The sequence below is a fragment of the Aureimonas altamirensis genome (assembly GCF_023702225.1).
Classification (GTDB): Bacteria; Pseudomonadota; Alphaproteobacteria; order Rhizobiales; family Rhizobiaceae; genus Aureimonas; species Aureimonas altamirensis_B.
Window position 1 is genome coordinate 180,953 of the sequence record NZ_JAMQCO010000001.1, and the last position, 19,766, is coordinate 200,718.

The window sequence follows — 19,766 nt, forward strand, 5'->3', positions numbered from 1 at the left end:
GGTGGCGCGCCATGAAACGAAAGCCTATTTTTTCCGCAACGCGACAGGCATGCGTCAAAAGCGGTAACGCGCGCTCACAACTGCAGGTCACTGATTAGGCACTCTGCCTACGCAATGCGCCCGATGCCTCCACTGATCATGCAATGGGCAACAGGATTTCGCCTTTACCGATGGTCGTCATGTCGCCTGCAAGTCTGCGCAGCGAGGAGGGCAAGGCCGGCATGTCCGGCACGAGACGGCTGAGAAGGCGGAGAAACAGGATCTCGGCGACGCCGTTGTCGACGAAGCTTGCCGGCACGGATGCCGGCGCGGCCGCAAGGACGATCGTGCCGCGCCGCATCAATTGTCCGACCCCGGCTCCGCAGGCGCCTCCGACGACGAGCGTGCCGGCGATCATCCGCGATCCGGCATAAGCAGCCGCGCTTCCGGCAACGATGATCGTGCCGCGCCGCATTCTGTCTCCGGCGCGCGCGCCTGCATCGCCCCTGACGACGATCTGCCCCCCGCGCATTCCGGCCATTTCGCCGGGCATCGGCCCGCCCAGACGGTCGCCGGCGTCGCCGCCGATGCGGATGCTGCCCCCGGCCATGCCGGAGCCCGCCAGCGGCCCCGCCCCGCCCTCGATATCGAGATGTCCTCCCGTCATGCCGCGGCCGGCCAGTTGTCCGACATCGCCGACGACACGGATCGTACCGGCCTCCAGCCCCTGGCCCAGCCCGTCCAGTCGCGGCGAGCCGCCCTCGATCACTAGGGCGGCTTCATCGCCGATTCGGATGTCGAACAGATCGCCCAGCAACGGCCCGCCCCGCGCCATGCCGATGGGCAAACCGGCGATCTCCGCCGGCGTCGAAGCGGCGAAAGCCGATGGGTCGATGCCGGACATGTCCAGCCGTTCACAAGGCGATGCACGCAGGGACAGGACGGACGCGGTCATGGCAGGAGATCCAGGAGGCGGAAGTGATGGGGGCCGAGCTTGCCGCCGTAATTGCCGGCCGAGATACGCATGGCGCCCCGTTCCGGCCCAAGGGCGACGGCAGCGGCCAGCCCCGCCCGCATAGCCGCCGCGACGTGGTCGAAGCTCAGTCCGTCGATGACGATTTCCAGCACCGAGCCGATCTCCGGCGACAGGGCGCTGTCGACCGTGCCTTTCAGCGTCGGGCAGTAGGCATCGTTGGTGGAGGCCATCATGCCCTTGTACTTGCCGCCGATCTTGGAGCCGGAGCGCACGATGCCGCCGGGAAACGGCATGATGCAGCCGTCGATGGCGGCGATGGCGTCGCGCGCCGCCTCCGCCGCGGCCAACGCGCGTGCGGCGTCGGAGGCCAGCAGCAGAAGATTGCCGCCGCCCACGGCCTCTTTCGTCAATCCGGTGGAGGCTTCGCACAGGAACTCGCCTTCCATCACCGGCAGCCGCCAGAAATGGCGCGCGCCGATACGCTTGGAGATCTGCCAGCCATCGGCGAAGTAACGGATCGCATCGCCCAGCGGCAGCCGCGCCTCGCCCTCCAGCCCGGCATAGCAGGCGGAAGAAGGGCTGGTCAGGATGCACTGTCCGAGCCGTGTGGCGAGTTGTTTCCCGAGCCCTGCGGTATCCATCGCGAAAATCAGGATACGCACGCCCGGCCGCCCGTCCGGCGTGTCTTGCGGTGCCAGGACGGCATCGATGGCGGCCTCGCAGCCGCAGGCGATGACCGACGTGGCAAAACCCGTAAAGGAACGCGCTGCCTCGATGGCCCACGCTTCGTCGACCGCCGTCACCACGAGGGCGGTGCCGCGCATGGGGAAGGCCTCGGCGAACGTGTCGTCGACGGTGACGCCGTTGACGAGGCGCGCGCTCATCGCACGACCTCCAGCACGCCGCCGCCCAGCGCGCCGTCTTCCACCTCGAACCAGCGCAGCGGCAAGCCGTATTTCTGGTCGTAGAAGGTCTCCAGCCGACGCACCATCGCGCGGTCGCGGGGGCGCGACAACGCCATCGTATGCCCGGCGGGCGTGGCGGTGACCTGCCCGCCGCGCACAACGGGCACGCCATCCTTCAGCACATGCTCGGCTGCGCCGAACATCGCGGCGACATCCGCGCCCGGACGAAAGACCGAGATATCTGCCCGTGCGCCGGGGGCCAGCGTGCCCCGGTCCGGCAGGCCCAGCAGCCGTGCCGGGGCGGCGCGCGTCATGATGGCGATCTCCGTCAGCGTGTACTCGCGCGAGAGTTCCGCCAGCGCGCTGTGCTTGCGTACGCCCGGCGGCAGAGCATCGAGCCACTCGGCGCGCAAGTCGCGGCTCATCAGCAGCGCGAAGAGATCCGGATAGGTGGTGAAGGGAGCCCCGTTCGGATGGTCGGTGGTGAAGAAGACCCGCCACGGATCCTCGATCAGCAGGAAGAGCTCCAGCCCGATCGCCCACTGCATGGCGTTGTAGTAATCGGTCTGGCGATAGTTCATCGGCACGACGCCGCCGCCATTGGCGTCGCCGTCCACGATGGCCGACTTGCGCGGGCGGGCCAGCGGCCGCCCGGCGAACTGGCGCAATTCGTCGGACGAGATGGTGACGGTCTGGCCGAACATCACCTGGCCGATATCCACGGTCAGCTCGGGCCGGGTGTTGACGAGGTCGGCCAGCCGCCGCGCCTGCGACGAGAAGCCACGGCGGCCATCGGTGCCGTAGCCGTAGAACTGGATATGGGCCAGGTGCATCGGAACGCCCTCGGCGGCAAGCATCGTGGCCTCGGCAGCGGCCTGTCCCTCGCCCGGCACTCCCAGATTGTTGCAGTGGACGTGCAGCGGATGCGCGATGCCGAGCCGTCCTACGCTGTCATGCAGTGCCTTTACGATACGCCGCGACGAAAGCCCGTATCCCGGCACCTCGTCGTCGAAACCGAAGCTGCGGACATCGGCCTTGAAGGCCGCCGATCCGCCGGCATTGATGCATTTGACGCCGAGGGCGCCGGCCGCGGAAACCTGCCACGCGACATAATCGTCGATCTCCGCCTCGCCCGCGCCGTCCCGCAGGCGCGACAGCAGGAAATCGTCATTGCCCAGAACCACCAGCGCCGCACGATCGATGATCGGGATATCCGCCAGTTCCAGATGGGTATGCAGGGCGCCCGATGGGCCCATGGCGGGCTCGACCACCATGGTGAAGCCCATCCGGGCGTAGCGCGTCCCCGTTTCCCAGGTGGTCCAGCCCACCTGCGACAAGGCCGTTGCGGCGGGACGCCGCGCATGCGCCGGATGAAACTCGGGCAGGAGCAGCCGCGCGGTATTCACCAGCCCGCCGGCGATGTGGGAATGGATATCGATGCCGCCGGCCATCACCACGAGGCCCGTGCAGTCGATCACTTCGTCGGGGCCGGACGCCCCCTCCACGATCCGGCCCTCCGTCACGACGACATCCCCGACCGCATCGCGCCCGGCCGCCGGATCCAGGATGCGGCCGCCTTTCAACAGGATCGTCATGGCCGCTCCTCCGCCGAATGCCGATGCCGCACCGCCTGTTCCAGAGCGCGCAGAGCCTCAGGGATCGCCATCGCGCCAGGTTCTCCACCAGTGGCGGACCGGCCGAAACCGCCGAGTTGCGGGCGAAAATAGACGGGCTGTCCGGGAATGGCGGCGCGGATCACGATGTCGGCGGCATCTGTCCGAAATGCGGGCCCGACCGCGATATGGCTGCCGTCGATGACCTCCGCCGTCTCGGAGACGGCCAGGACGAGGTCGCACTCTTTCTGCGCGATCATGCGAATGCCGTCGAACGCATAGGGGTCGTGCCGCGGCGCTCCGCCCGCATAGGACACGCGCAGGGGAAAGCCGGTGATGGACGTGGACAGGAGCGCCGCGCCATAGGCGCCATCGTCCGGCAGAAGCGGCAGGGCCGTAAAACGGCGGCCGGTATTCAAGTCGTCGATCAGGCCGGCGGCCATCTCGTTGCCGATCGCGCAGGTGGCGGCCGCCGACCAGACGATCGCACCGAACCGGGCGCCCTGCACGAAGGCAAGAAGCCGCGCAACATCGGCCTCGCCCATCGGGCCGGCGCCGTGGCGATGTCCCTTGACACCGGCGCGCAGGATGGCCAGCGCCTCGGTCAGCCGGTCCGGCGGACAGGCCGCGAATTCCGGCCGGAGCGACGCCGGGATGACGCAAGGGGCGCTGGCCGGTCCCAGCCAGAACAAGCGCCGCGGCCCCTCCTGCGGTGTGGGCAGGTCCGGGCCGGCCTGTCCCAGGTCGTCGAGAAAGCCGGGGTGGAGCCTCGCGGCATCGGCGCCGACCACCAGGATACGGTCGGCGCGGCGTCGCACTTCGGGCGACAGGCCCATGACCAGGCCGTGATCGCGATAGGCAGACAGGAAGGGGTAGATGCCGCCGGAGCCGGCGTGGTCGATGACGCCGCCGCAGGCGCGGGCGAGCCGATGCGCAGAGCGAACGGCGTTGGCGTCCGCGTCCAGCCCGGTCACCAAAGCGCATCTGGCACGGACAAGGGCCAGGGCCGCCATGTCGATGGCTTGTTCGAGGGCGACCTCGCCCCCTGCAACGAATGCACTGCCCAACTTGATCGCTTTCTGGCGCCCCGAAACGATTTCTAGTCGAGGCTGCCATCGAGGTGAAGCGCAAAATGGTGCTGCAATGCGCAATGACGGCGATCGCGACTTGTCTTGGCGGTTGCGATCTTTTGACTCATAATACTCGTGGGCACGCGATGGCAGGGGGATTCGTGAAAACGGACGTCGTCCGCGTCTTGGCTCCGGCGCGCCTACATCTCGGCTTTCTCGACATGAATGGCAGCCTCGGCCGCACATTCGGCGGCATCGGGCTCGGCATTGCCGAACCCTGGACCTCTCTGACCCTGTGCCATGCCACCGGCGGGGCCGACAGGGTGACCGGGCTGGAGGGTCGGCGGGCCGCACGCTACCTGGAGGCGATCTCCCGGCACCTTGCGCTTCCGGGCCCCTTCTCGCTGCATGTTTCCAAGGCCATTCCCTCGCATTCGGGGCTTGGCTCGGGAACCCAGCTTGCGCTGTCCGTCGCGGCGGCCCTGCGCCATCTGGAAGGGCTGCCGTTGGACCCGGAGGGCGATGCGGCGCGTCTGGGCCGGGGCCTGCGCTCCGGTCTCGGAGCCGGCCTCTTCCGCCGCGGCGGCCTGATGGTGGATGGCGGCAAGGGCAGCCGCGACAGGCCCCCGCCCATCGTGTCATGCCTGCAATTCCCGTCCGAATGGCGCGTGCTGCTGGTTATGGACAGGAAGGGCGAAGGCATCCACGGTGCAGCCGAGGCCGAGGCGTTCCGGCGCCTCCCGCCCTTTCCCGAGGGCGATGCGGCGCGCATCTGCCGGCTCACCCTGATGCAGATGCTGCCCTGCGTCGCGGAACGCGACATCCAGGGGTTCGGCGCTGCGGTCCACGAAATCCAGCGCATGGTCGGCGCGCACTTCGCTCCGGCGCAGGGGGGCGTATTCACCAGCCCGCGCGTCGGCGCAGCCATGGCTGCCCTGGACGCCATGGGCGCTCACGGAACCGGACAGAGCTCCTGGGGGCCCACCGGCTTTGCCTTCGCCGACAGCGAGGACGCCGCGCAGAATCTCCGGCGCGGCCTTGTCGGCAAGGGTCTTGCCGATGGTCTCGACATACGCGTCGTCGCGGCGCGCGGCGGCGGGGCGGTCGTCGAGACCGTCCCGCATCGGCTGGACGGCATGGAACATGACAGGATGGAGGGAGCCCGATGAGCGAAGCGAAGATTCTTCACATGCTGACACCGCACAAGCATGTCAGCCCTTTCGACGTGAACATGGCAAGCGATGCGGGCTTCGGCGTCGTGATTCCCTATGAGTCGGTCGAGTTGTCGGAAGTGCCGGATCTGGTGCAGGACGCCATGTTCTCGCGTCCGCCGAAATGGGGACGGTCGACGGCGATCTTCTTCGGCGGCGACGATGCGGTGCTGGCCCTGGACATGATGGATGCGGCTCGCCGGGCGATGGTGCCGCCGTTCGGTGTCCATCTCTTCGCCGATCCGGCCGGCTCCTTCACCACGGCCGCCGCCATGGTGGCCTCAGTCGAGGCCGCCTTGAAGGCGGGGCCCGGCAAGACGCTGCGGGAGTGTTCGGTGGCCGTGTTCGGCGCTACGGGCGTCGTCGGCTATTGCGCCGCCGTCATAGCCGCGCTCGAGGGCGCCCGCGTGACCCTTGTCGGCCACAATGGGGTGGAGCGGGTGCGCAGGCGGGCCGAGGAGATGAAGGCGCGCTTCGATATCGACGTCGATGCGGCGGACGGGCCGGACGATGCCGCGAAGGCTGCCATATTGGGCAAGGTCGATGTGGCGCTGGCCGCCGCCAAGGCCGGCGTGCGCGTGCTGGATCGCGGCCTGCTGCAAGGTTCGCATAGCCTGCGTATCGCCGCCGACGTCAACGCCGTTCCGCCCGCCGGCATAGAGGGCATCGACCCATTCGACGACGGCAAGCCCATCGACGGCACGAATGCCGTGGGCATCGGCGCGCTGGCCATCGGCAACATCAAGTACAAGACCGAGTCGGGCCTGTTCGCACGGATGATCGAAAGCGAAACGCCGCTGGCGCTCGACTTCCGCGACGCCTTCGCCTTCGCCCGCTCGCTCAAGGTCGGATAGAGTGGCCAGGGCCTGTCTTCTCGTCGCCGCCTTCTCGGCCCGCCAGATTGCCCGGTCCGCCGTAGCGGCGGGTTACGATGTGCTCGCTGTCGACTTCTTCAACGACAGGGACCTCGCCCCGCTGTGCCTTGCCTGCGAAAGCCTGCCGGGCGGCTATCCGGACGGGTTCTCCGGCCCGGCGCTGATGGGCGCGCTCACGCGTCTTGCCAATGGGCGGCGGCCCCTGGGCTTCGTCTACGGTGCAGGCTTCGAGGACAGGCCCGACCTTCTGGACGAGATCGCACGGTTCTGGCCGGTGCTCGGCAACGAGGCCGCGACCGTGCGCCGCATCAAGGACCCCATCCTGTTTGCCGGAGCCTGCGCCGCCGCGAACGTGCCGCATCCCGAAACGCGCATGACCCCGCCGGCCGACAGGCGCGGCTGGCTGGGCAAGCGGCAGGGTGGTGCGGGCGGTGGGCATGTCGTGCCGGCCGAAAGCCTGGCGGACCCTGCCGGCCATTACTTCCAGCGCGTCGTTCCGGGCGAGCGCCTGTCTCTGGGCTTCGTGGCGCACGGCGTGCAGATCGCCAGCCTCGGCGTCACGCGCCAATGGTGCGACCCGGTTTCGAGCGCGCCCTACCGGTATGGCGGGGCCGTCGGGCCCCTGCCTCTCTCCATCGAGACCAGGCTCGTCGAAGCGGTCGAAGGCGTTCTCGACCGGATCCCGCTGGTCGGCATCGGCAGCGCCGATTTCGTGGTCGACGGTGCGGTGGCAACGCTTCTGGAGATCAACCCGCGGCCCGGCGCCACCCTGGATGTGCACGATACCCCGGAAGACCCGCTGCTGGTCCATCATCTTGCCGCCGTGCACGGCCTTGGCAGCCGGCGGCAGCCGAAGCGACCGGGCATCCGGGCAAGCGGCCTCGCCTGGGCCACGGAGGCCGGCGCCGTGGACGCCGCCTTCGCATGGCCGGACTGGGCGGCCGACCTGCCCGCCGCCGGCGCGCAGGTTGCGGCGGGGGAGCCGCTGTGCACCGTCTGCGTGGAAGACGGGGCCCATGACGGAAGAGAGGTCGACGCCCGCCGTCTGTTCGACGGCCGGCGGACCCATCTTCTCTCTTGCCTGAGGAGGGATGCCGCATGACGAGCGACCATGTTTCCGTCAACCGTGGAGCTTTGCCGCTCGTCGATGTCCTCAAGCGGAACGCCGCCGCGCTACGCGTGGCGGTATCGCAAGGCGGCTCCGGCGAAACGCTCGTCGATGCCGGCGCGCGCACGCCCGGCAGCATCGAGGCGGGCCGCATCATCGCCGAAATCTGCCTGGGTGGCCTCGGCACCGTGCGGCTCGACGCGGGCACCGGGCTTCGCAACCATCCCTTCGGCGTCACCGTGGCCACGTCGCGGCCCGTGCTGGCCTGCCTTGCCAGCCAGTATGCAGGCTGGCAGCTGACGCACGGCGCGGGCAAGGCGGGCTATTTCGCCATGGGCTCCGGCCCGGCCCGGGCACTCGCCCGCCGCGAACCCCTGTTCGAGGATCTCGGCTATCGCGACGACAGCGATGCCGCGACGCTGGTACTGGAGACGTCCAGCGCGCCGCCGGAAGCCCTGGTGCGCCGCCTGTGCGAGGATTGTGGCGTCGAGCCGGCCAACCTGACCTTGATCTATGCCCCGACGCAAAGTCTTGCCGGCACCGTGCAGATCGTGGCCAGGGTGGTGGAAGTGGCGCTGCACAAGGCGCACGAGATGGGCTTCGCCCTTGCCGACATCGTCGAAGGCATCGGCACCGCCCCGCTGCCGCCGCCGCACCCCGACTTCATCACCGCCATGGGACGCACCAACGATGCCGTCATCTATGGAGGGCGCATCCGCCTGCATGTCAAAGGGTCGGCCGTGGAGGCGCGGCGTCTGGCGCAGAACCTGCCCAGCAGCATGTGCAAGGATTACGGCGCGCCCTTCGCGGAGATATTCCGCCGTTTCGACGGCGACTTCTACAAGATAGATCCAACGCTCTTTTCCCCGGCTGAGGTGACCGTCGTGGCGCTCGAGACTGGCGAAACCTTCCGCTCCGGCGGGCTCGACGAACGGCTCGTCGACACGTCCTTCGGCTGAGGCCGCGATGCGCATCGCGCTTCTCTCCGCCGCGCCCGACCGGCATGCGCGGCAACTGGAAGAGGCCTTCGCCGCACTCGGCTGCGACTGCCATCGCTTCGAGACGGCGGAGATCGGCTTCGACACCGGCGCCGCCCACGGCATCGTCATGCCGCGGCTGGGCGAGGCGTTGCCCGATGCCGTCTGCCTGCGCACCATGGCCGGCGGCAGCTTCGAAGCGGTCACCCGGCGGCTCGGCGTCCTGCATGCCCTGTCGGCGCAGGGCATCGTCGTGTCCAACGACGCGCGGGCCGTGGAGCGCTGTACCGACAAGTCGATGACGAGCTTCCTTCTGGCGCGGGCCGGGCTGCCGACCCCGCGCAGCCATGCGGTGGAAACGCGCGCGCAGGCGCTGGCCATCCTGGCCGCAGCGCCCGGGCCGCTTGTGCTGAAACCCCTGTTCGGCGCGCAAGGGAAGGGCATCCGGCTGGTGGAGACGCCGGACGACCTGCCCGAGCCCGGCGATGTCGGCGGCGTGTACTACCTTCAGGAATTCATCGGCCATCGCCGTGCGGGGGCCTGGTGCGACTATCGGATTCTCGTATCGCGGGGCGTGGCGGTGGGCGCCATGATGCGCCGCTCGCCTGCCAGTTGGATCACCAATGTCGCGCAGGGCGCGGAAGCGGTCGGCATCGCGCCGGATCCGGAGCTGGAGCGTCTCGCCATCGCGGCGGCGGATGCGGTGGGAGCGCATTTCTGCGGCGTGGACCTGATGCGCGACGCGCATGGCGCGGCGCAGGTGATCGAGGTCAATTCCATGCCGGCCTGGACGGGGCTGGAACAGGCGACCGGCATCGACTTCGCCGCCATCCGCGCCCGCGACCTGGTTGCCGAGCTCCGCGCCGAAGGCCGGCATCGCGTCCGGACGGCGCGATGAAGACCCCGGACGACATCGCCGCGCTGTTCGTCCGCGCATGCAACGCCGAACTGGCCGCACTGAAACCCGGCAACGTGCATCGCTTCGAGGCGGGGCACGGCATGACGGTCGCCGATTTCGAGACGAGCGCCGATGTCTCCGCCCCGGCGATCTGCGCGCCCGGCGCCGGCGTCGGCGCGCGGATTCTGGCGGCGGTCTCGGCCACGCGCGGGGCCGTCGGCCAGAACACCAATCTCGGCATCCTGCTTCTCTGCGCGCCCCTGGCAAAGGCGGCCGAACGGCCCGGCGCATCGCTGCGCGGCAGCCTTGATGCCGTCCTTGCGGACCTGCGTCCGCAGGATGCGGAGGATGCCTTCCGGGCCATCGCGCTGGCCGCGCCCGGCGGACTCGGCACGGCGCCGGAGGCGGACGTCCGCCGGCCGCCGCCGGTCGGCCTGCGCGACGCCATGCGCCTTGCCGCGGACCGGGACCTCATCGCCCGGCAATATGCCAACGGCTATGCCGAGATCTTCGCTATCGGCGTCCCGCTTGCGGCGGGCCGTCCGATGGACAGGGCGGCGCAGGACGTCTTCCTGGCCTTCGCCGCGACGGTGCCCGACAGCCATGTCGCACGGAAGTTCGGCAGCGAGGCGGCGATCGGCCTGATGCATCGCTTCCGCGCCCTTGTCGGCGCCCCACGCGAGGCGTTGGCGGCCTTCGATGGCGCGCTGAAGGCCGAGGGGCTGAACCCCGGCACCAGCGCGGACATGACGGTCGCGTCGCTGTTTGCCGCCGCGCTGGACGAAAAAACGTCCGAGCCGGGCGGAACCCGCCTTGCCGGCCATGGAAAGGATTGACGGGGCCGCAACTGGAGGTCAGTCTCTTGCCAACTGTCTGGCTAACCGGTCCCCCACGGACGTTGAGAACAAGGGCAGTCAGGACCAGGCCGGAGGAGGGTCGGGTTTGCGGGGGAAATTCGTGGGCCGCGAGGGGCGTGTTTCCATTCCGCACGACTGTTCCACCGGTGGTCCGGCATCGCGCCGGCGCCAAGCCGGATCGTGGACAACCAGGGAGAGACATTGACCATGGCGAAGATCAACAAGGTTCTGGTCGGCGAGTCGCTTGTCGGCGAGGGCAACGAGGTCGCGCATATCGACCTCATCATGGGCCCGCGCGGCTCGGCCGCGGAAAGCGCCTTCTGCAACGCGCTGACCAACAACAAGGACGGCTTCACCTCGCTGCTCGCCGTCATCGCACCCAATCTCGTGACCAAGCCCAACACGGTCATGTTCAACAAGGTGACGATCAAGGGCGCCAAGCAGGCCGTGCAGATGTTCGGCCCGGCGCAGACCGCCGTCGCACGGGCCGTCGCCGATGCCGTCGAAAAGGGCATCATCCCGCAGGACGAGGCCGACGACATCTTCATCTGCGTCGGCGTCTTTATCCACTGGGAGGCCGAGGACGACGCCAAGATCCGCGACTACAATTATCGGGCCACGCTGGAATCCATCGAGCGCGCGGTCAACGGCAAGCCGACGGCCGCCGAAGTCGTGGCGCAGAAAGGCTCGGCGCACCATCCCTTCGCCGGAGCCTAGACACGAGACCATCCCGAGGAAGACGAACCGGCGATGAAAGCAGGCCTTCTTCGGCGATTGGCCGCCATATTCGGGTTTCAGTAGAGGGCGCCGATCCGCCCGTCGTGAAGCGCCGTGGCCACAAGGGCCCCGGCGCATCCCTGCGCCGCCAGGGCGCGGATATCCTCCGCATCGCGGACACCCCCGGCGGCGTACACCGCCCTTCCCTCGGCGCGCGCCAGGACGGCCTGGATCGTCTGGATCTCCGGCCCCGCGCCACCGCCCACCGCCGCCATCGTCATGCAGATCACCCGCCGGGGCCAGGATCGGTGGTCGCCCAGCCACGATGCCGGCCCGACGAAGCCCCGCGCCGAGAAATCCAGCGATAGAACCGCCTCCGGCGGCAGCTCCACCACTGCGCAGGAAAGGCTTTCGGTGCCGAAGACAGGCCGCATGCCGGCCTGCGGCAGGCTCTCCTGCCCCGGTGCGCCGAAGCCGCCATCCACCCAGATATCCACGCCCGGCAGGCGCGCGCCGATATGCGCCAGCAGATCCCGCTGCAATGCGCCGCCCAGGATCGCATCGAGATCGGCGACATAGAGCGTGTCGGCACCGGCCGCCTGCACAAGCCGGGCGGCAAGCCCCGGCACGTCGTCGGCATGGCCGAGGGGCGTGCGGATCGGCGCGTAGCTTTCCCGCCGCCCGCCGCGCCCATGCACGACGACACCGCCCATCAGGTCCAGCACCGGAACGATCCGCATTCGCCTCTTCCCTTTCATGGCATTTTACGGTCCTTTCGGAGCCCATCGCAAACAGGCTCGGATAAGCAGAGGCAATGACCGGCATGGAAAGACGGCTCGGATGGGACGTGGGCGGGGCCCATCTGAAGGCCGCACTCTTCGAGAACGGGCGGCTCGTCGGCGTCTGGCAGGAGCCATCCCCCCTGTGGCGCGGGCTGGAGCATCTCGATACGGCGCTGGACCGTATCCTGGCCGCGACCGGCAACGTCGAACGCCACCACCTGACGATGACGGGCGAATTGGCCGACATCTTCCCGGACAGGGCCAGCGGCGTGCGGGTCCTTTGCGAGCGCCTCGCCGCACGGCTGGGCGGCGAACTCCTGGTGCATGCCGGGCCGCGCGGGCTGTTGCCGCCGGCGGACGCCGCCCGGCACCCAGCATTGGTCGGCTCGGCCAACTGGCATGCCAGCGCCGGCTTCGTCGCCGATACGGTCGATACCGCGCTGTTCGTGGACATGGGGTCGACGACCACCGATATCGTTCCGATAGCCGGCGGAGCCGTTTGCAACGCCGGCTATACCGACAGCGAGCGGCTGGCCTGCGGCGAACTCGTCTACCAGGGTTTCACGCGCACCAGCCTGATGGCGGTGGCGCGGTCGGTTCCCTTCAAGGGCCGGGTGGCGCCGCTGATGGCCGAGCATTTCGCGACCATGGCGGATGCCGCGCGGCTGGCCGGCCATCTGGACGAGGCGGACGACCAGATGCCCTCGGCAGACGGCCGGGACAAGACGCCACCGCATTCACGGGCCCGTCTGGCCCGCATGCTGGGCGTCGACGCGGCCGACGGTACCGACGAGGACTGGTGCGCCGTCGCCCAGGCTCTGACGGAGGCGCAGCTGCGCCTTGTTCACGACGCCGCATCGCTTGTGCTTTCCCGCGGGGAGCTTGCGCCGGAAGCGCCGCTGGTCATCGCCGGCACGGGCCGCCCGCTGTTGCGGCGGCTTGCGCAGCGCCTGGACAGGGGCGTCGTCGACTTCGCCGATCTGGCGGACTGCCGGTCCGGCCTGCGCGAGGCGGCCAGCCGCGCCGCGCCGGCCGTCGCCCTGGCGCATACAAGCCGGGCCGCTCAACGGGCGGCGCGTGAAATGCCGGCGCGGCCGAGCGCGTGATACAGGACGATGGCGCCGATGGTGGCGGTGCCGATGCCGTCCAGCGTGAAGCCGGCGACATCCAGCTTGAAATTGCCGGCGCCCAGAACGAGCGCGACACCCACGGTGATCAGGTTGCGCGGATCGGCGAAGTCCACCTTGTTCTCTACCCAGATGCGGCCGGCCGTCGCTGCGATGAGGCCGAAGACCACGATGGACAGTCCGCCGAGCACCGGGCCGGGAATGGTCTGGATGAGCGCGCCGAACTTCGGCGAGAAGCCGAGCAGGATGGCGATGGCCGCAGCCACCAGGAACAAAAGCGTCGAGAAGATGCGCGTCACGGCCATGACACCCATGTTCTCGGCATAGGTCGTCATGCCGGTTCCGCCGAACGAGCCGGATACCATCGTGGCGATGCCGTCGCCGATGAAGGCGCGGCCCAGATAGGGGTCCAGGTTGCGGCCGGTCATCGCGCCGATGGCCTTGATGTGCCCGAGGTTCTCGGCCACCAGGATGATGACGACCGGGGCGATGAGCGTGACCGCCGACGCCGAGAAGACCGGTGTCGTAAACTGCGGAAGTCCGAACCACGCTGCCGCCGCGACGCCGGAAAAGTCGACCGGCGCTCCGAGGCCCATGCCATTGGCGAGAACGAGATAGAGGATGTACGCGGCGGCTCCGCCGATCAGGATCGGCAGCCGCCGCGCCATACCGGGCGCATACACGGCCACAAGGCCCACGGCGGCAACCGTGGCGATGGCCACCCAGCGCGATAGCTGGTCGCCCTCCGGGTTGGCCGGGGAAATGCCCGATGCGCTGGCAATGGCGATCGGCGCGAGCACGAGCCCGATGGCGGCGACGATGGCGCCCGTCAGGACGGGTGGCATCAGGCGCTCGATCCAGCGGTGCCCCGCCGCCATCACGACAAGGCCGATCAGCGCGTAGATCGCCCCGGCGACGATGATGCCGCCCAGGGCCAGGGCGATGTTCGGATTGGGTGCGCCGGCCATGGCGCCGGTGGCCACGAGGACCGGTCCGATGAAGGCGAAGGACGAGCCGAGATAGCTCGGCACGCGGCCCCCGACGGCGATGAAGAAGATAAGCGTCGAGATGCCGGAAAAGAGGATGGAGACATTGGGGTCGAACCCCATGAGGATCGGCGCCAGGACGGTGGAGCCGAACATGGCGACGACATGCTGGAGCCCCAGCACGACCGTCTGGCCGGCCGGCAGGCGCTCGTCCGGCAGGATCCGCCCTTCGGTCTTCAACGTCCAGCGCGGGAAGTAACCGCCTCTATCGCTCATCATGGCCCCCTCAAGCCTGCCATCGCCGTTCAGGCCCCGGCGCCGTCGTCGCGGTAGAATGCCGCAATCCTGTCCATCAGCCAGTCCCATGCCTGCCTTTCGCGCGGACCGGCGGTCTTGTCCACCGCGATCTGCAAGTAGGCGATTTCATCCTCTACTTTCCGGCGCGGCAGCATCGTCAGGCGGCTGGCGAGGATGGCCAGTTCCAGCACCGCCGCGCGCGCCCGGTTCATGCCGGCGAAGGGCGCATGCGCACCCGATGCGGCGACCCGGCAATGGAATCGCGGTCGCACCGCATCGTCCTCCACATGCTCGACCTGCAGCACGTCGTGGGCCAGCGCCGCGGCAAGGCGCGGCGCGGGGCAGCCGTCCAGCGGCACGAGCGGCCAATCCTTCCGCCCGGTCAGGCAGCCGGCGAAGATCAGGACGTCGTCGGTGTAATTGGCGACGGCAAACCCCGTTTCCTCGATGTTCACGAGCGTCGTCGACGGCCGGAACGGCGCGACGATCCATCGCCCTGTCTCCTCCCCGCCCGCCGCGATGATGCCGAGCGGCGCGATATGGACGCTGCCCGATGCCGACACGCTGGTCAGGATGGTTTCCCGGATCATCGCTCGCCCGCCCCGCCGCGGCCGGCTTTCAGCGTGTGGCCCGCTTCCGCGAGACGTGTCCGATCCTCGTCCCCGGTTTCCGGCGTTGCGACGCCGAAGCGGAGCGGCTCGTCCTGCGCGAAGCGCTTGCCGAGGCGAAAGGCGATCTCGGCCTTCTGCAACTCCGCGCCCAGATAGAAGGCGTGGGCCGGATCCCCGTCGACATCCAGCAACGGATAGAAAGAGAAGGCGTCGCCATGCACCGCATGCTGCCCGCGCGTAAAGAGGTGGATGCCGTCCTCTGCCACCTCTATGCGGTAGTTGCGGTCGCGCACCGCGGCGGCCTGCTCCACGATGTCGGCGGCGCTGTTGGCCACCGGCTTCAGGTCGTGCACCTGCGACAGGGCCGGCGAATAGCCGCGCGGCAGGGCATTGTCGGCGCGCGCCGCATGCATGATGCGCCGCGCGATGTCATGCTCTTCGATGGTGCGGCGCGTATGGGCGCTGACATGGACGACGAGCAGGTTGCGGATGGAGAGTTCCGAGGCCACGCCCAGCAGCAGCGCCGTGATGCCGGAACTGTCGGCCTCCGTCAGTTCCGTCAGATTGCCGGTTCCCATCATGATGTCGATATGGGGTCGCGCCGCACGCAAGGCATGATAGCGGGCCAGCGAGTCGGCGAAACCGAAATGGATCGGGTCGAGGACCGGGTCCGCGATGAAGGACAGGCCGCGCTGCGTAGCGGCATCCACCGCGCGCAGAAGCGAATTGAGATCGCGGGGCTCTGCCGGCACGAGGATCGGGATGCAATCTCCCTCCGATGCGATGTCGAGCGTATGTTCGGTCAGGCTCAGCAGGTAATCGGCGCCGGCACGCGCCGCGCGCGCCAGCTCGCCCCGGTCGGCGCTGTCGACGCTGACGGCGAGCCCTTCCGCCTTCAGCGCGCGGACGGCGTCCTCCAGATGGGGAAACGGCGTATCCGGCAGGCAGCCGAGATCGATCACATCGGCGCCGGAAGCCGCCATTTGCCGCCCCCGGGCGACGATGGAGGGCACGGACAGGGCGGATGCATCGACGATCTCGGAGAATATCCGCATGTCGTGCCGCGACAGGTCCGCCGCCTTGCGGCCCCGCCCGAGGAATTGCGGCAGGTCCGCAACCTCGTCCGGACCACGGGTGACAGTGATGCCGTAATGCCGCTCGAGCGTGGCGAGATCGGCGCGGCATCGTCCGGGCAGCACGATCCTGTCGGCATCCACCGGAAGGGCAAGTCGCCGCTGGATGATGTCTCCGGTCATCAGGGCGGCAACCTTTACGCCCATGTCGCGGATGGAAAAATCGAAATCGGTCGGCCCCATTTCGGCCAGGACACGCTCCAGCCGCGGCAGCGCCAGCCGTCCGGTCAGGAACAGGAGGCGCTGGCCGGTGAAGGGACTTGCAGGCGGCGGCGCGCCGTTCACTCCGCCGCTTCGACGGCGTAGGCCCCCGGCGGCGTGCTGCGCGGTATGGCCCGGCCCGGTATGCCCCCGCCCGACAGCCGCTTGCCCGCCAGCGTCAGGTCCGAAGGGCCGGCAACATAGACGTTGGTCTCGGGCTGAAGCAGCTTGACGAAGGAAGCATCCACCCCGCCGGCCGCCGAGATGGCGTCGAGCGTCGAGCCCTCGGGCATGTCGAGCTGCTTGATGAGGCACAGCGAGCACCCCGCGAACTGCCCGGCGAGCCATGCGGCGAGGCTGTCGGACGTCACGCTCCAGTTTCGGGGAATCTCGCCGGCGCGCAGCGCCAGCTTTGCAGGCATCCACACCGGTATCCGGCCGGCATCCAGTTCGCGCCGGATGGCCTCCATGGAGGCGACGGCCACCAGCCGGTCGCCGAGGCTTGCCAGCGCGCGGCCGAACTGCTCCATCGCCAGGATCGCCATGTGGTGGGCCGCATCGTCATCGAAGCCGATCACCGGCTGGAAACGGCGCACCACTTCCGCGAAGGGCCCTCCTCCGGGCACGAGCACCAATGGGCGGGACGCCTTTTCCATGCTCGCGACCCACAGTTTCAGGTCGGGAGAGGAGATCGAGCTCCCTCCGACTTTGACGATGAGCAGGTCCTTCACGCTGCGGACTCCTTGATCGTTCGGGCATCGCGCGCGGCTTCCCCCTTGGGCGCGCCACGCGATCGGTGGCCACTCTTTCGCCTTTTTCCGGCAGAGGGCAAGGGTGGCCGCCGATCAATTCGATGCTGCGTCGCAGCATCCGACGGCTGCTTCGCGGCGGATTTCGATGCCCGCCGCCGCAGGTCCGAGATCGAGTTTCTCCACCCGCACGGTCACGCCCGCAACGCGGGTGTCCTGGAGGATCGTCGCGGCAAGTTCCTCCGCGATCGTCTCCACGAGATCGACATGCCCGCGCGCCACGATGGCCCGGACGGCATCCATCATGAGGTCGTAGGAGTAGATATCGGCCATCCCGCCCGGACCGGCCATCCGCCTCGGAACCTCGGCCTCGATGGAGAAGCGGACGCGCTGCCGCCGCCCCCGCTCGAAGCCATAGGCTCCGATCTCCATGTCGTGGACGAAATCCCGTATGAAGACGCGGTCCACCGGCCCGGCCGCGACCGGGCCGGCCTGCGGATGCACGAGCGCGGCGATGCCGGCAACGCGCGCCGCCGAGATGCCGTCTCCCCGCCCGCCGGCGGTCAGCGCACCGCGAAAGCCGAGATAATCCGGACGCAAGGGCAGAAGGCGCGGCACGTCCGGCGCCTCCAGCGCCCCGGCGAGCCCGCAGAACAGGCCATGGCCGCGTGCGGCTTCCAGGAAGGTCGACAGGACGGAGAGCGGCGCATGGTCGATCAGCCGGCGACCGTCCTTGCTGGCCGTATCCAGCATGATGCCGGCAAAGCCGGCCGAAGCGACGCGGTCCAGCAATCGAAGATCGACGCCCTCGTCGGCGAACAGGACGGCGATCAGCCGCGTCGCGGCGGCATGCGCGGCAAGGCTTTCGAGGGCGGCATCGAAGCGACCGGCATCCGGCGTCGACAGGCCAACCTTCACGAAGTCCGCCTGCCGCCGCGCCTCGACTGCGGACGCCAGCACATCCGGCGTCATGGACAGCGTTCCGGCGACGGCGGATACGGGCCTCAGCCCGGCAACCGCAGCCAGGATATCGGCCAGACTTTCCAGGTCCGCCGCCCCCAGCGCCCCGGCATCCGGCTCCTTCACGTCGATGATGTCGGCCCCGTTCTCCAGCGCGGTCAGGGCCTCGGCGCGGTTTCGGACGCTTGCCAGGAATTTCGTCGCCATGTTCTCCGGTCTTTCATCGCTGCGGGGCCGGTCTTTCTATAGGCCGCCGCGCCCGCCGTTGAACAGTATGCGGCGACGAACGGGAAAAAGTCGCCTTGCGGCCGGGCATCATTATGCCTTCCCTTGGGCAAGACTTCCGGGGAGGCTCGACCATGAAGATGTTCAACTGCGCCCTGATGGCCGCGACTGCGCTGTGCCTTGCGGGCGCGGCCGAGGCCCAGCAGCCGGGCCCGGAAACCGCCGTCATCCGCATCGGATTGCTGCGCGCCTACGAGCCCGTGCTCGCCTTGTCGGCCCTGGATATTCCGCCGGAGACGATCGGCATCGCAGGGGCGGAGCTGGCGATCGCGGATAACGACACGACCGGCGCCTTCATGGGGCAGGATTTCGAGCTGTCCGTCACGACGCTCAAGCCGGGCGAGGACATCGGTCCGGCCATGCGCGCCTACGCCGATGCCGGCGTGCACTTCATCGTCACCGACCTGCCGGCCCCGGACACGCTCAGGGCAGCCGACCTGGCGCGCGATGCCGGGGCAAGCGTGCTGAACGCCGGCGCCACCGACGACAGCCTGCGCGAAGAGAACTGCCGGCCCAACATGTTCCATACGGCGCCGACCCGCTCGATGCTGACCGATGCGCTGGCGCAGTATCTGATGTGGAAACAGTGGCGCAACTGGGTGCTGATTTCCGGCGAGCACGAGAACGACCGTCTCTTCGCCGACGCGATGAAGGCTTCCGCGCGCAAGTTCGGTGGCGACATCCTGGAGGAGCGTACGTTCGAGGACGCGGGCGGCGCCCGCGCCACCGATTCCGGACAGGCGCAGGTGCAGCGGCAGATCCCCGTCTTCATACAGGGCCTGCCCGATCACGACGTCGTGCTGGTGGCCGACGAGAGCGAGGTCTTCGGCAGCTTCATACCCTGGCGCACCTGGCTGCCCCGCCCGGTCGCCGGCACCGCGGGGCTGGTGGCCGCCTCCTGGCACCCGGCCAGCGAGCAGTGGGGCGGCGCCCAGATCCAGAACCGCTTCGAGAAGATGGCCGGCCGCCGCATGCTGCCGAAGGACATGCAGGTATGGACCGCCATCCGCATCGTGGGCGAGGCCGCGACACGCACCCGGTCTGCGGAGCCGGACCGGATCGTGGAGTATATCAAGGGCCCGGACTTCTCCATCGCCGCCTTCAAGGGCCAGAAGCTGACCTTCCGCGACTGGAACTGGCAATTGCGCCAGCCGATCCTGCTGGGCGAAGGCAGATCGGTCGTTTCCGCCTCCCCCCAGGAGGGATTCCTGCACCAGACGAGCGAACTCGACACTCTGGGGGTGGATCGGCCCGAAACCGCCTGCAATCTCGCGCCGTGACAAAGCACGGCGAAAGCTGCAATCTGTGATCGACGCACGATCCGCAATGGGAGGCTCGATCGACGGTGTCGCTGCAGGCAAGGCTTATCCTCGCCATTTTGGGCGCGCTTTGCGCCATGTTGCTGCTGGGTGGTCTTGCGACCGTCCTGCATGTGCGCGAGCGCATCGA

19 protein-coding genes are annotated in these 19,766 nt (G+C 68.9%); 9 read left to right on the forward strand and 10 right to left on the reverse strand.

The window, feature by feature from the left end; genetic code table 11:
* Positions 1-136: 136 nt before the first annotated feature.
* From NDN16_RS00860 to NDN16_RS00875, 4 genes are read right to left on the reverse strand one after another with little or no spacing between them, the layout of a single operon-like run.
* Positions 137-934 carry a formylmethanofuran dehydrogenase subunit C gene (locus NDN16_RS00860; RefSeq protein ID WP_251111733.1) on the reverse strand — a complete coding sequence of 266 codons (798 nt, stop codon included), beginning with the start codon at positions 932-934 and terminating at the stop codon, positions 137-139.
* A complete protein-coding gene (gene fhcD, locus NDN16_RS00865) occupies positions 931-1,839 on the reverse strand; it encodes a formylmethanofuran--tetrahydromethanopterin N-formyltransferase (RefSeq protein ID WP_251111734.1) in 909 nt (302 codons plus the stop codon). The genes NDN16_RS00860 and fhcD overlap by 4 nt, the downstream gene beginning before the upstream one ends.
* Entirely contained in the window at positions 1,836-3,455 is a 1,620-nt protein-coding gene (locus tag NDN16_RS00870) for a formylmethanofuran dehydrogenase subunit A (RefSeq protein ID WP_251111735.1), read from the reverse strand. Before NDN16_RS00870 ends, fhcD begins: the two co-directional genes overlap by 4 nt.
* Positions 3,452-4,540 carry a hypothetical protein gene (locus NDN16_RS00875; RefSeq protein ID WP_251111736.1) on the reverse strand — a complete coding sequence of 363 codons (1,089 nt, stop codon included), beginning with the start codon at positions 4,538-4,540 and terminating at the stop codon, positions 3,452-3,454. Before NDN16_RS00875 ends, NDN16_RS00870 begins: the two co-directional genes overlap by 4 nt.
* A gap of 164 nt (positions 4,541-4,704) precedes the next feature.
* On the opposite strand from NDN16_RS00875, the gene NDN16_RS00880 reads away from it, so the two are divergent.
* The 7 genes from NDN16_RS00880 (at position 4,705) to fae (ending at position 11,186) form a co-directional block, all read left to right on the forward strand.
* Entirely contained in the window at positions 4,705-5,712 is a 1,008-nt protein-coding gene (locus NDN16_RS00880) for a beta-ribofuranosylaminobenzene 5'-phosphate synthase family protein (RefSeq protein WP_251111737.1), read from the forward strand.
* Positions 5,709-6,608, forward strand: a complete 900-nt coding sequence (locus tag NDN16_RS00885; RefSeq protein WP_251111738.1) for an NAD(P)-dependent methylenetetrahydromethanopterin dehydrogenase — start codon at positions 5,709-5,711, stop codon at positions 6,606-6,608. The genes NDN16_RS00880 and NDN16_RS00885 overlap by 4 nt, the downstream gene beginning before the upstream one ends.
* 1 nt (position 6,609) lies before the next feature.
* A complete protein-coding gene (locus NDN16_RS00890; RefSeq protein ID WP_251111739.1) occupies positions 6,610-7,731 on the forward strand; it encodes an ATP-grasp domain-containing protein in 1,122 nt (373 codons plus the stop codon).
* Entirely contained in the window at positions 7,728-8,696 is a 969-nt protein-coding gene (gene mch / locus NDN16_RS00895) for a methenyltetrahydromethanopterin cyclohydrolase (RefSeq protein ID WP_251111740.1), read from the forward strand. The genes NDN16_RS00890 and mch overlap by 4 nt, the downstream gene beginning before the upstream one ends.
* Positions 8,697-8,703: 7 nt before the next feature.
* Complete coding sequence (locus NDN16_RS00900) at positions 8,704-9,612, forward strand: ATP-grasp domain-containing protein (RefSeq protein ID WP_251111741.1); 909 nt, start codon at positions 8,704-8,706, stop codon at positions 9,610-9,612.
* The gene (locus NDN16_RS00905) at positions 9,609-10,448 is read left to right on the forward strand and encodes a triphosphoribosyl-dephospho-CoA synthase (RefSeq protein WP_251111742.1); all 840 of its coding nucleotides are present in this window, start codon (positions 9,609-9,611) and stop codon (positions 10,446-10,448) included. The genes NDN16_RS00900 and NDN16_RS00905 overlap by 4 nt, the downstream gene beginning before the upstream one ends.
* Before the next feature lie 228 nt (positions 10,449-10,676).
* On the forward strand, positions 10,677-11,186 hold the full coding sequence (fae, locus tag NDN16_RS00910; RefSeq protein ID WP_251111743.1) for a formaldehyde-activating enzyme: 510 nt from the start codon (positions 10,677-10,679) through the stop codon (positions 11,184-11,186).
* Positions 11,187-11,263: 77 nt separating this feature from the next.
* Here the strand turns inward: fae and NDN16_RS00915 are convergent, their stop codons facing one another.
* Entirely contained in the window at positions 11,264-11,926 is a 663-nt protein-coding gene (locus NDN16_RS00915; protein ID WP_251111744.1) for a HisA/HisF-related TIM barrel protein, read from the reverse strand.
* Between the two features lie 83 nt (positions 11,927-12,009).
* Between NDN16_RS00915 and NDN16_RS00920 the strand changes: the two genes are divergently transcribed.
* On the forward strand, positions 12,010-13,074 hold the full coding sequence (locus tag NDN16_RS00920) for a hydantoinase/oxoprolinase family protein (RefSeq protein ID WP_251111745.1): 1,065 nt from the start codon (positions 12,010-12,012) through the stop codon (positions 13,072-13,074).
* Here the strand turns inward: NDN16_RS00920 and NDN16_RS00925 are convergent.
* From NDN16_RS00925 to NDN16_RS00945, 5 genes are all read right to left on the reverse strand, one after another.
* Positions 13,032-14,357 (reverse strand): solute carrier family 23 protein, encoded by a 1,326-nt coding sequence (locus tag NDN16_RS00925; protein ID WP_251112071.1) that lies wholly within the window; start codon positions 14,355-14,357, stop codon positions 13,032-13,034. The genes NDN16_RS00920 and NDN16_RS00925 overlap by 43 nt on opposite strands.
* A gap of 29 nt (positions 14,358-14,386) precedes the next feature.
* Complete coding sequence (locus NDN16_RS00930; protein WP_251111746.1) at positions 14,387-14,968, reverse strand: DUF447 domain-containing protein; 582 nt, start codon at positions 14,966-14,968, stop codon at positions 14,387-14,389.
* Positions 14,965-16,407 carry a DUF6513 domain-containing protein gene (locus NDN16_RS00935; protein WP_251111747.1) on the reverse strand — a complete coding sequence of 481 codons (1,443 nt, stop codon included), beginning with the start codon at positions 16,405-16,407 and terminating at the stop codon, positions 14,965-14,967. Before NDN16_RS00935 ends, NDN16_RS00930 begins: the two co-directional genes overlap by 4 nt.
* Positions 16,404-17,054 (reverse strand): amino acid kinase, encoded by a 651-nt coding sequence (locus tag NDN16_RS00940; RefSeq protein ID WP_251111748.1) that lies wholly within the window; start codon positions 17,052-17,054, stop codon positions 16,404-16,406. Before NDN16_RS00940 ends, NDN16_RS00935 begins: the two co-directional genes overlap by 4 nt.
* Positions 17,055-17,168: 114 nt before the next feature.
* Positions 17,169-18,239, reverse strand: coding sequence for a (5-formylfuran-3-yl)methyl phosphate synthase (locus tag NDN16_RS00945; RefSeq protein ID WP_251111749.1), 1,071 nt, complete (start codon positions 18,237-18,239; stop codon positions 17,169-17,171).
* Between the two features lie 158 nt (positions 18,240-18,397).
* Here NDN16_RS00945 and NDN16_RS00950 point away from each other — a divergent pair, with 158 nt between their 5' ends.
* The gene (locus NDN16_RS00950) at positions 18,398-19,597 is read left to right on the forward strand and encodes an ABC transporter substrate-binding protein (protein WP_435301037.1); all 1,200 of its coding nucleotides are present in this window, start codon (positions 18,398-18,400) and stop codon (positions 19,595-19,597) included.
* Positions 19,598-19,766: the final 169 nt, after the last annotated feature.

Excerpts from the sequence above, each read along its gene's own strand:
- NDN16_RS00885 (WP_251111738.1), top strand. The coding sequence starts at position 5,709 with ATGAGCGAAGCGAAGATTCTTCACATGCTGACACCGCACAAGCATGTC.
- NDN16_RS00915 (WP_251111744.1), bottom strand. The coding sequence starts at position 11,926 with ATGCGGATCGTTCCGGTGCTGGACCTGATGGGCGGTGTCGTCGTGCAT.
- NDN16_RS00930 (WP_251111746.1), bottom strand. The coding sequence starts at position 14,968 with ATGATCCGGGAAACCATCCTGACCAGCGTGTCGGCATCGGGCAGCGTC.
- NDN16_RS00860 (WP_251111733.1), bottom strand. The coding sequence starts at position 934 with ATGACCGCGTCCGTCCTGTCCCTGCGTGCATCGCCTTGTGAACGGCTG.
- NDN16_RS00905 (WP_251111742.1), top strand. The coding sequence starts at position 9,609 with ATGAAGACCCCGGACGACATCGCCGCGCTGTTCGTCCGCGCATGCAAC.
- NDN16_RS00945 (WP_251111749.1), bottom strand. The coding sequence starts at position 18,239 with ATGGCGACGAAATTCCTGGCAAGCGTCCGAAACCGCGCCGAGGCCCTG.
- mch (WP_251111740.1), top strand. The coding sequence starts at position 7,728 with ATGACGAGCGACCATGTTTCCGTCAACCGTGGAGCTTTGCCGCTCGTC.
- NDN16_RS00925 (WP_251112071.1), bottom strand. The coding sequence starts at position 14,357 with ATGAGCGATAGAGGCGGTTACTTCCCGCGCTGGACGTTGAAGACCGAA.
- fhcD (WP_251111734.1), bottom strand. The coding sequence starts at position 1,839 with ATGAGCGCGCGCCTCGTCAACGGCGTCACCGTCGACGACACGTTCGCC.
- NDN16_RS00900 (WP_251111741.1), top strand. The coding sequence starts at position 8,704 with ATGCGCATCGCGCTTCTCTCCGCCGCGCCCGACCGGCATGCGCGGCAA.
- NDN16_RS00950 (WP_435301037.1), top strand. The coding sequence starts at position 18,398 with ATGTTCAACTGCGCCCTGATGGCCGCGACTGCGCTGTGCCTTGCGGGC.
- fae (WP_251111743.1), top strand. The coding sequence starts at position 10,677 with ATGGCGAAGATCAACAAGGTTCTGGTCGGCGAGTCGCTTGTCGGCGAG.
- NDN16_RS00920 (WP_251111745.1), top strand. The coding sequence starts at position 12,010 with ATGGAAAGACGGCTCGGATGGGACGTGGGCGGGGCCCATCTGAAGGCC.
- NDN16_RS00870 (WP_251111735.1), bottom strand. The coding sequence starts at position 3,455 with ATGACGATCCTGTTGAAAGGCGGCCGCATCCTGGATCCGGCGGCCGGG.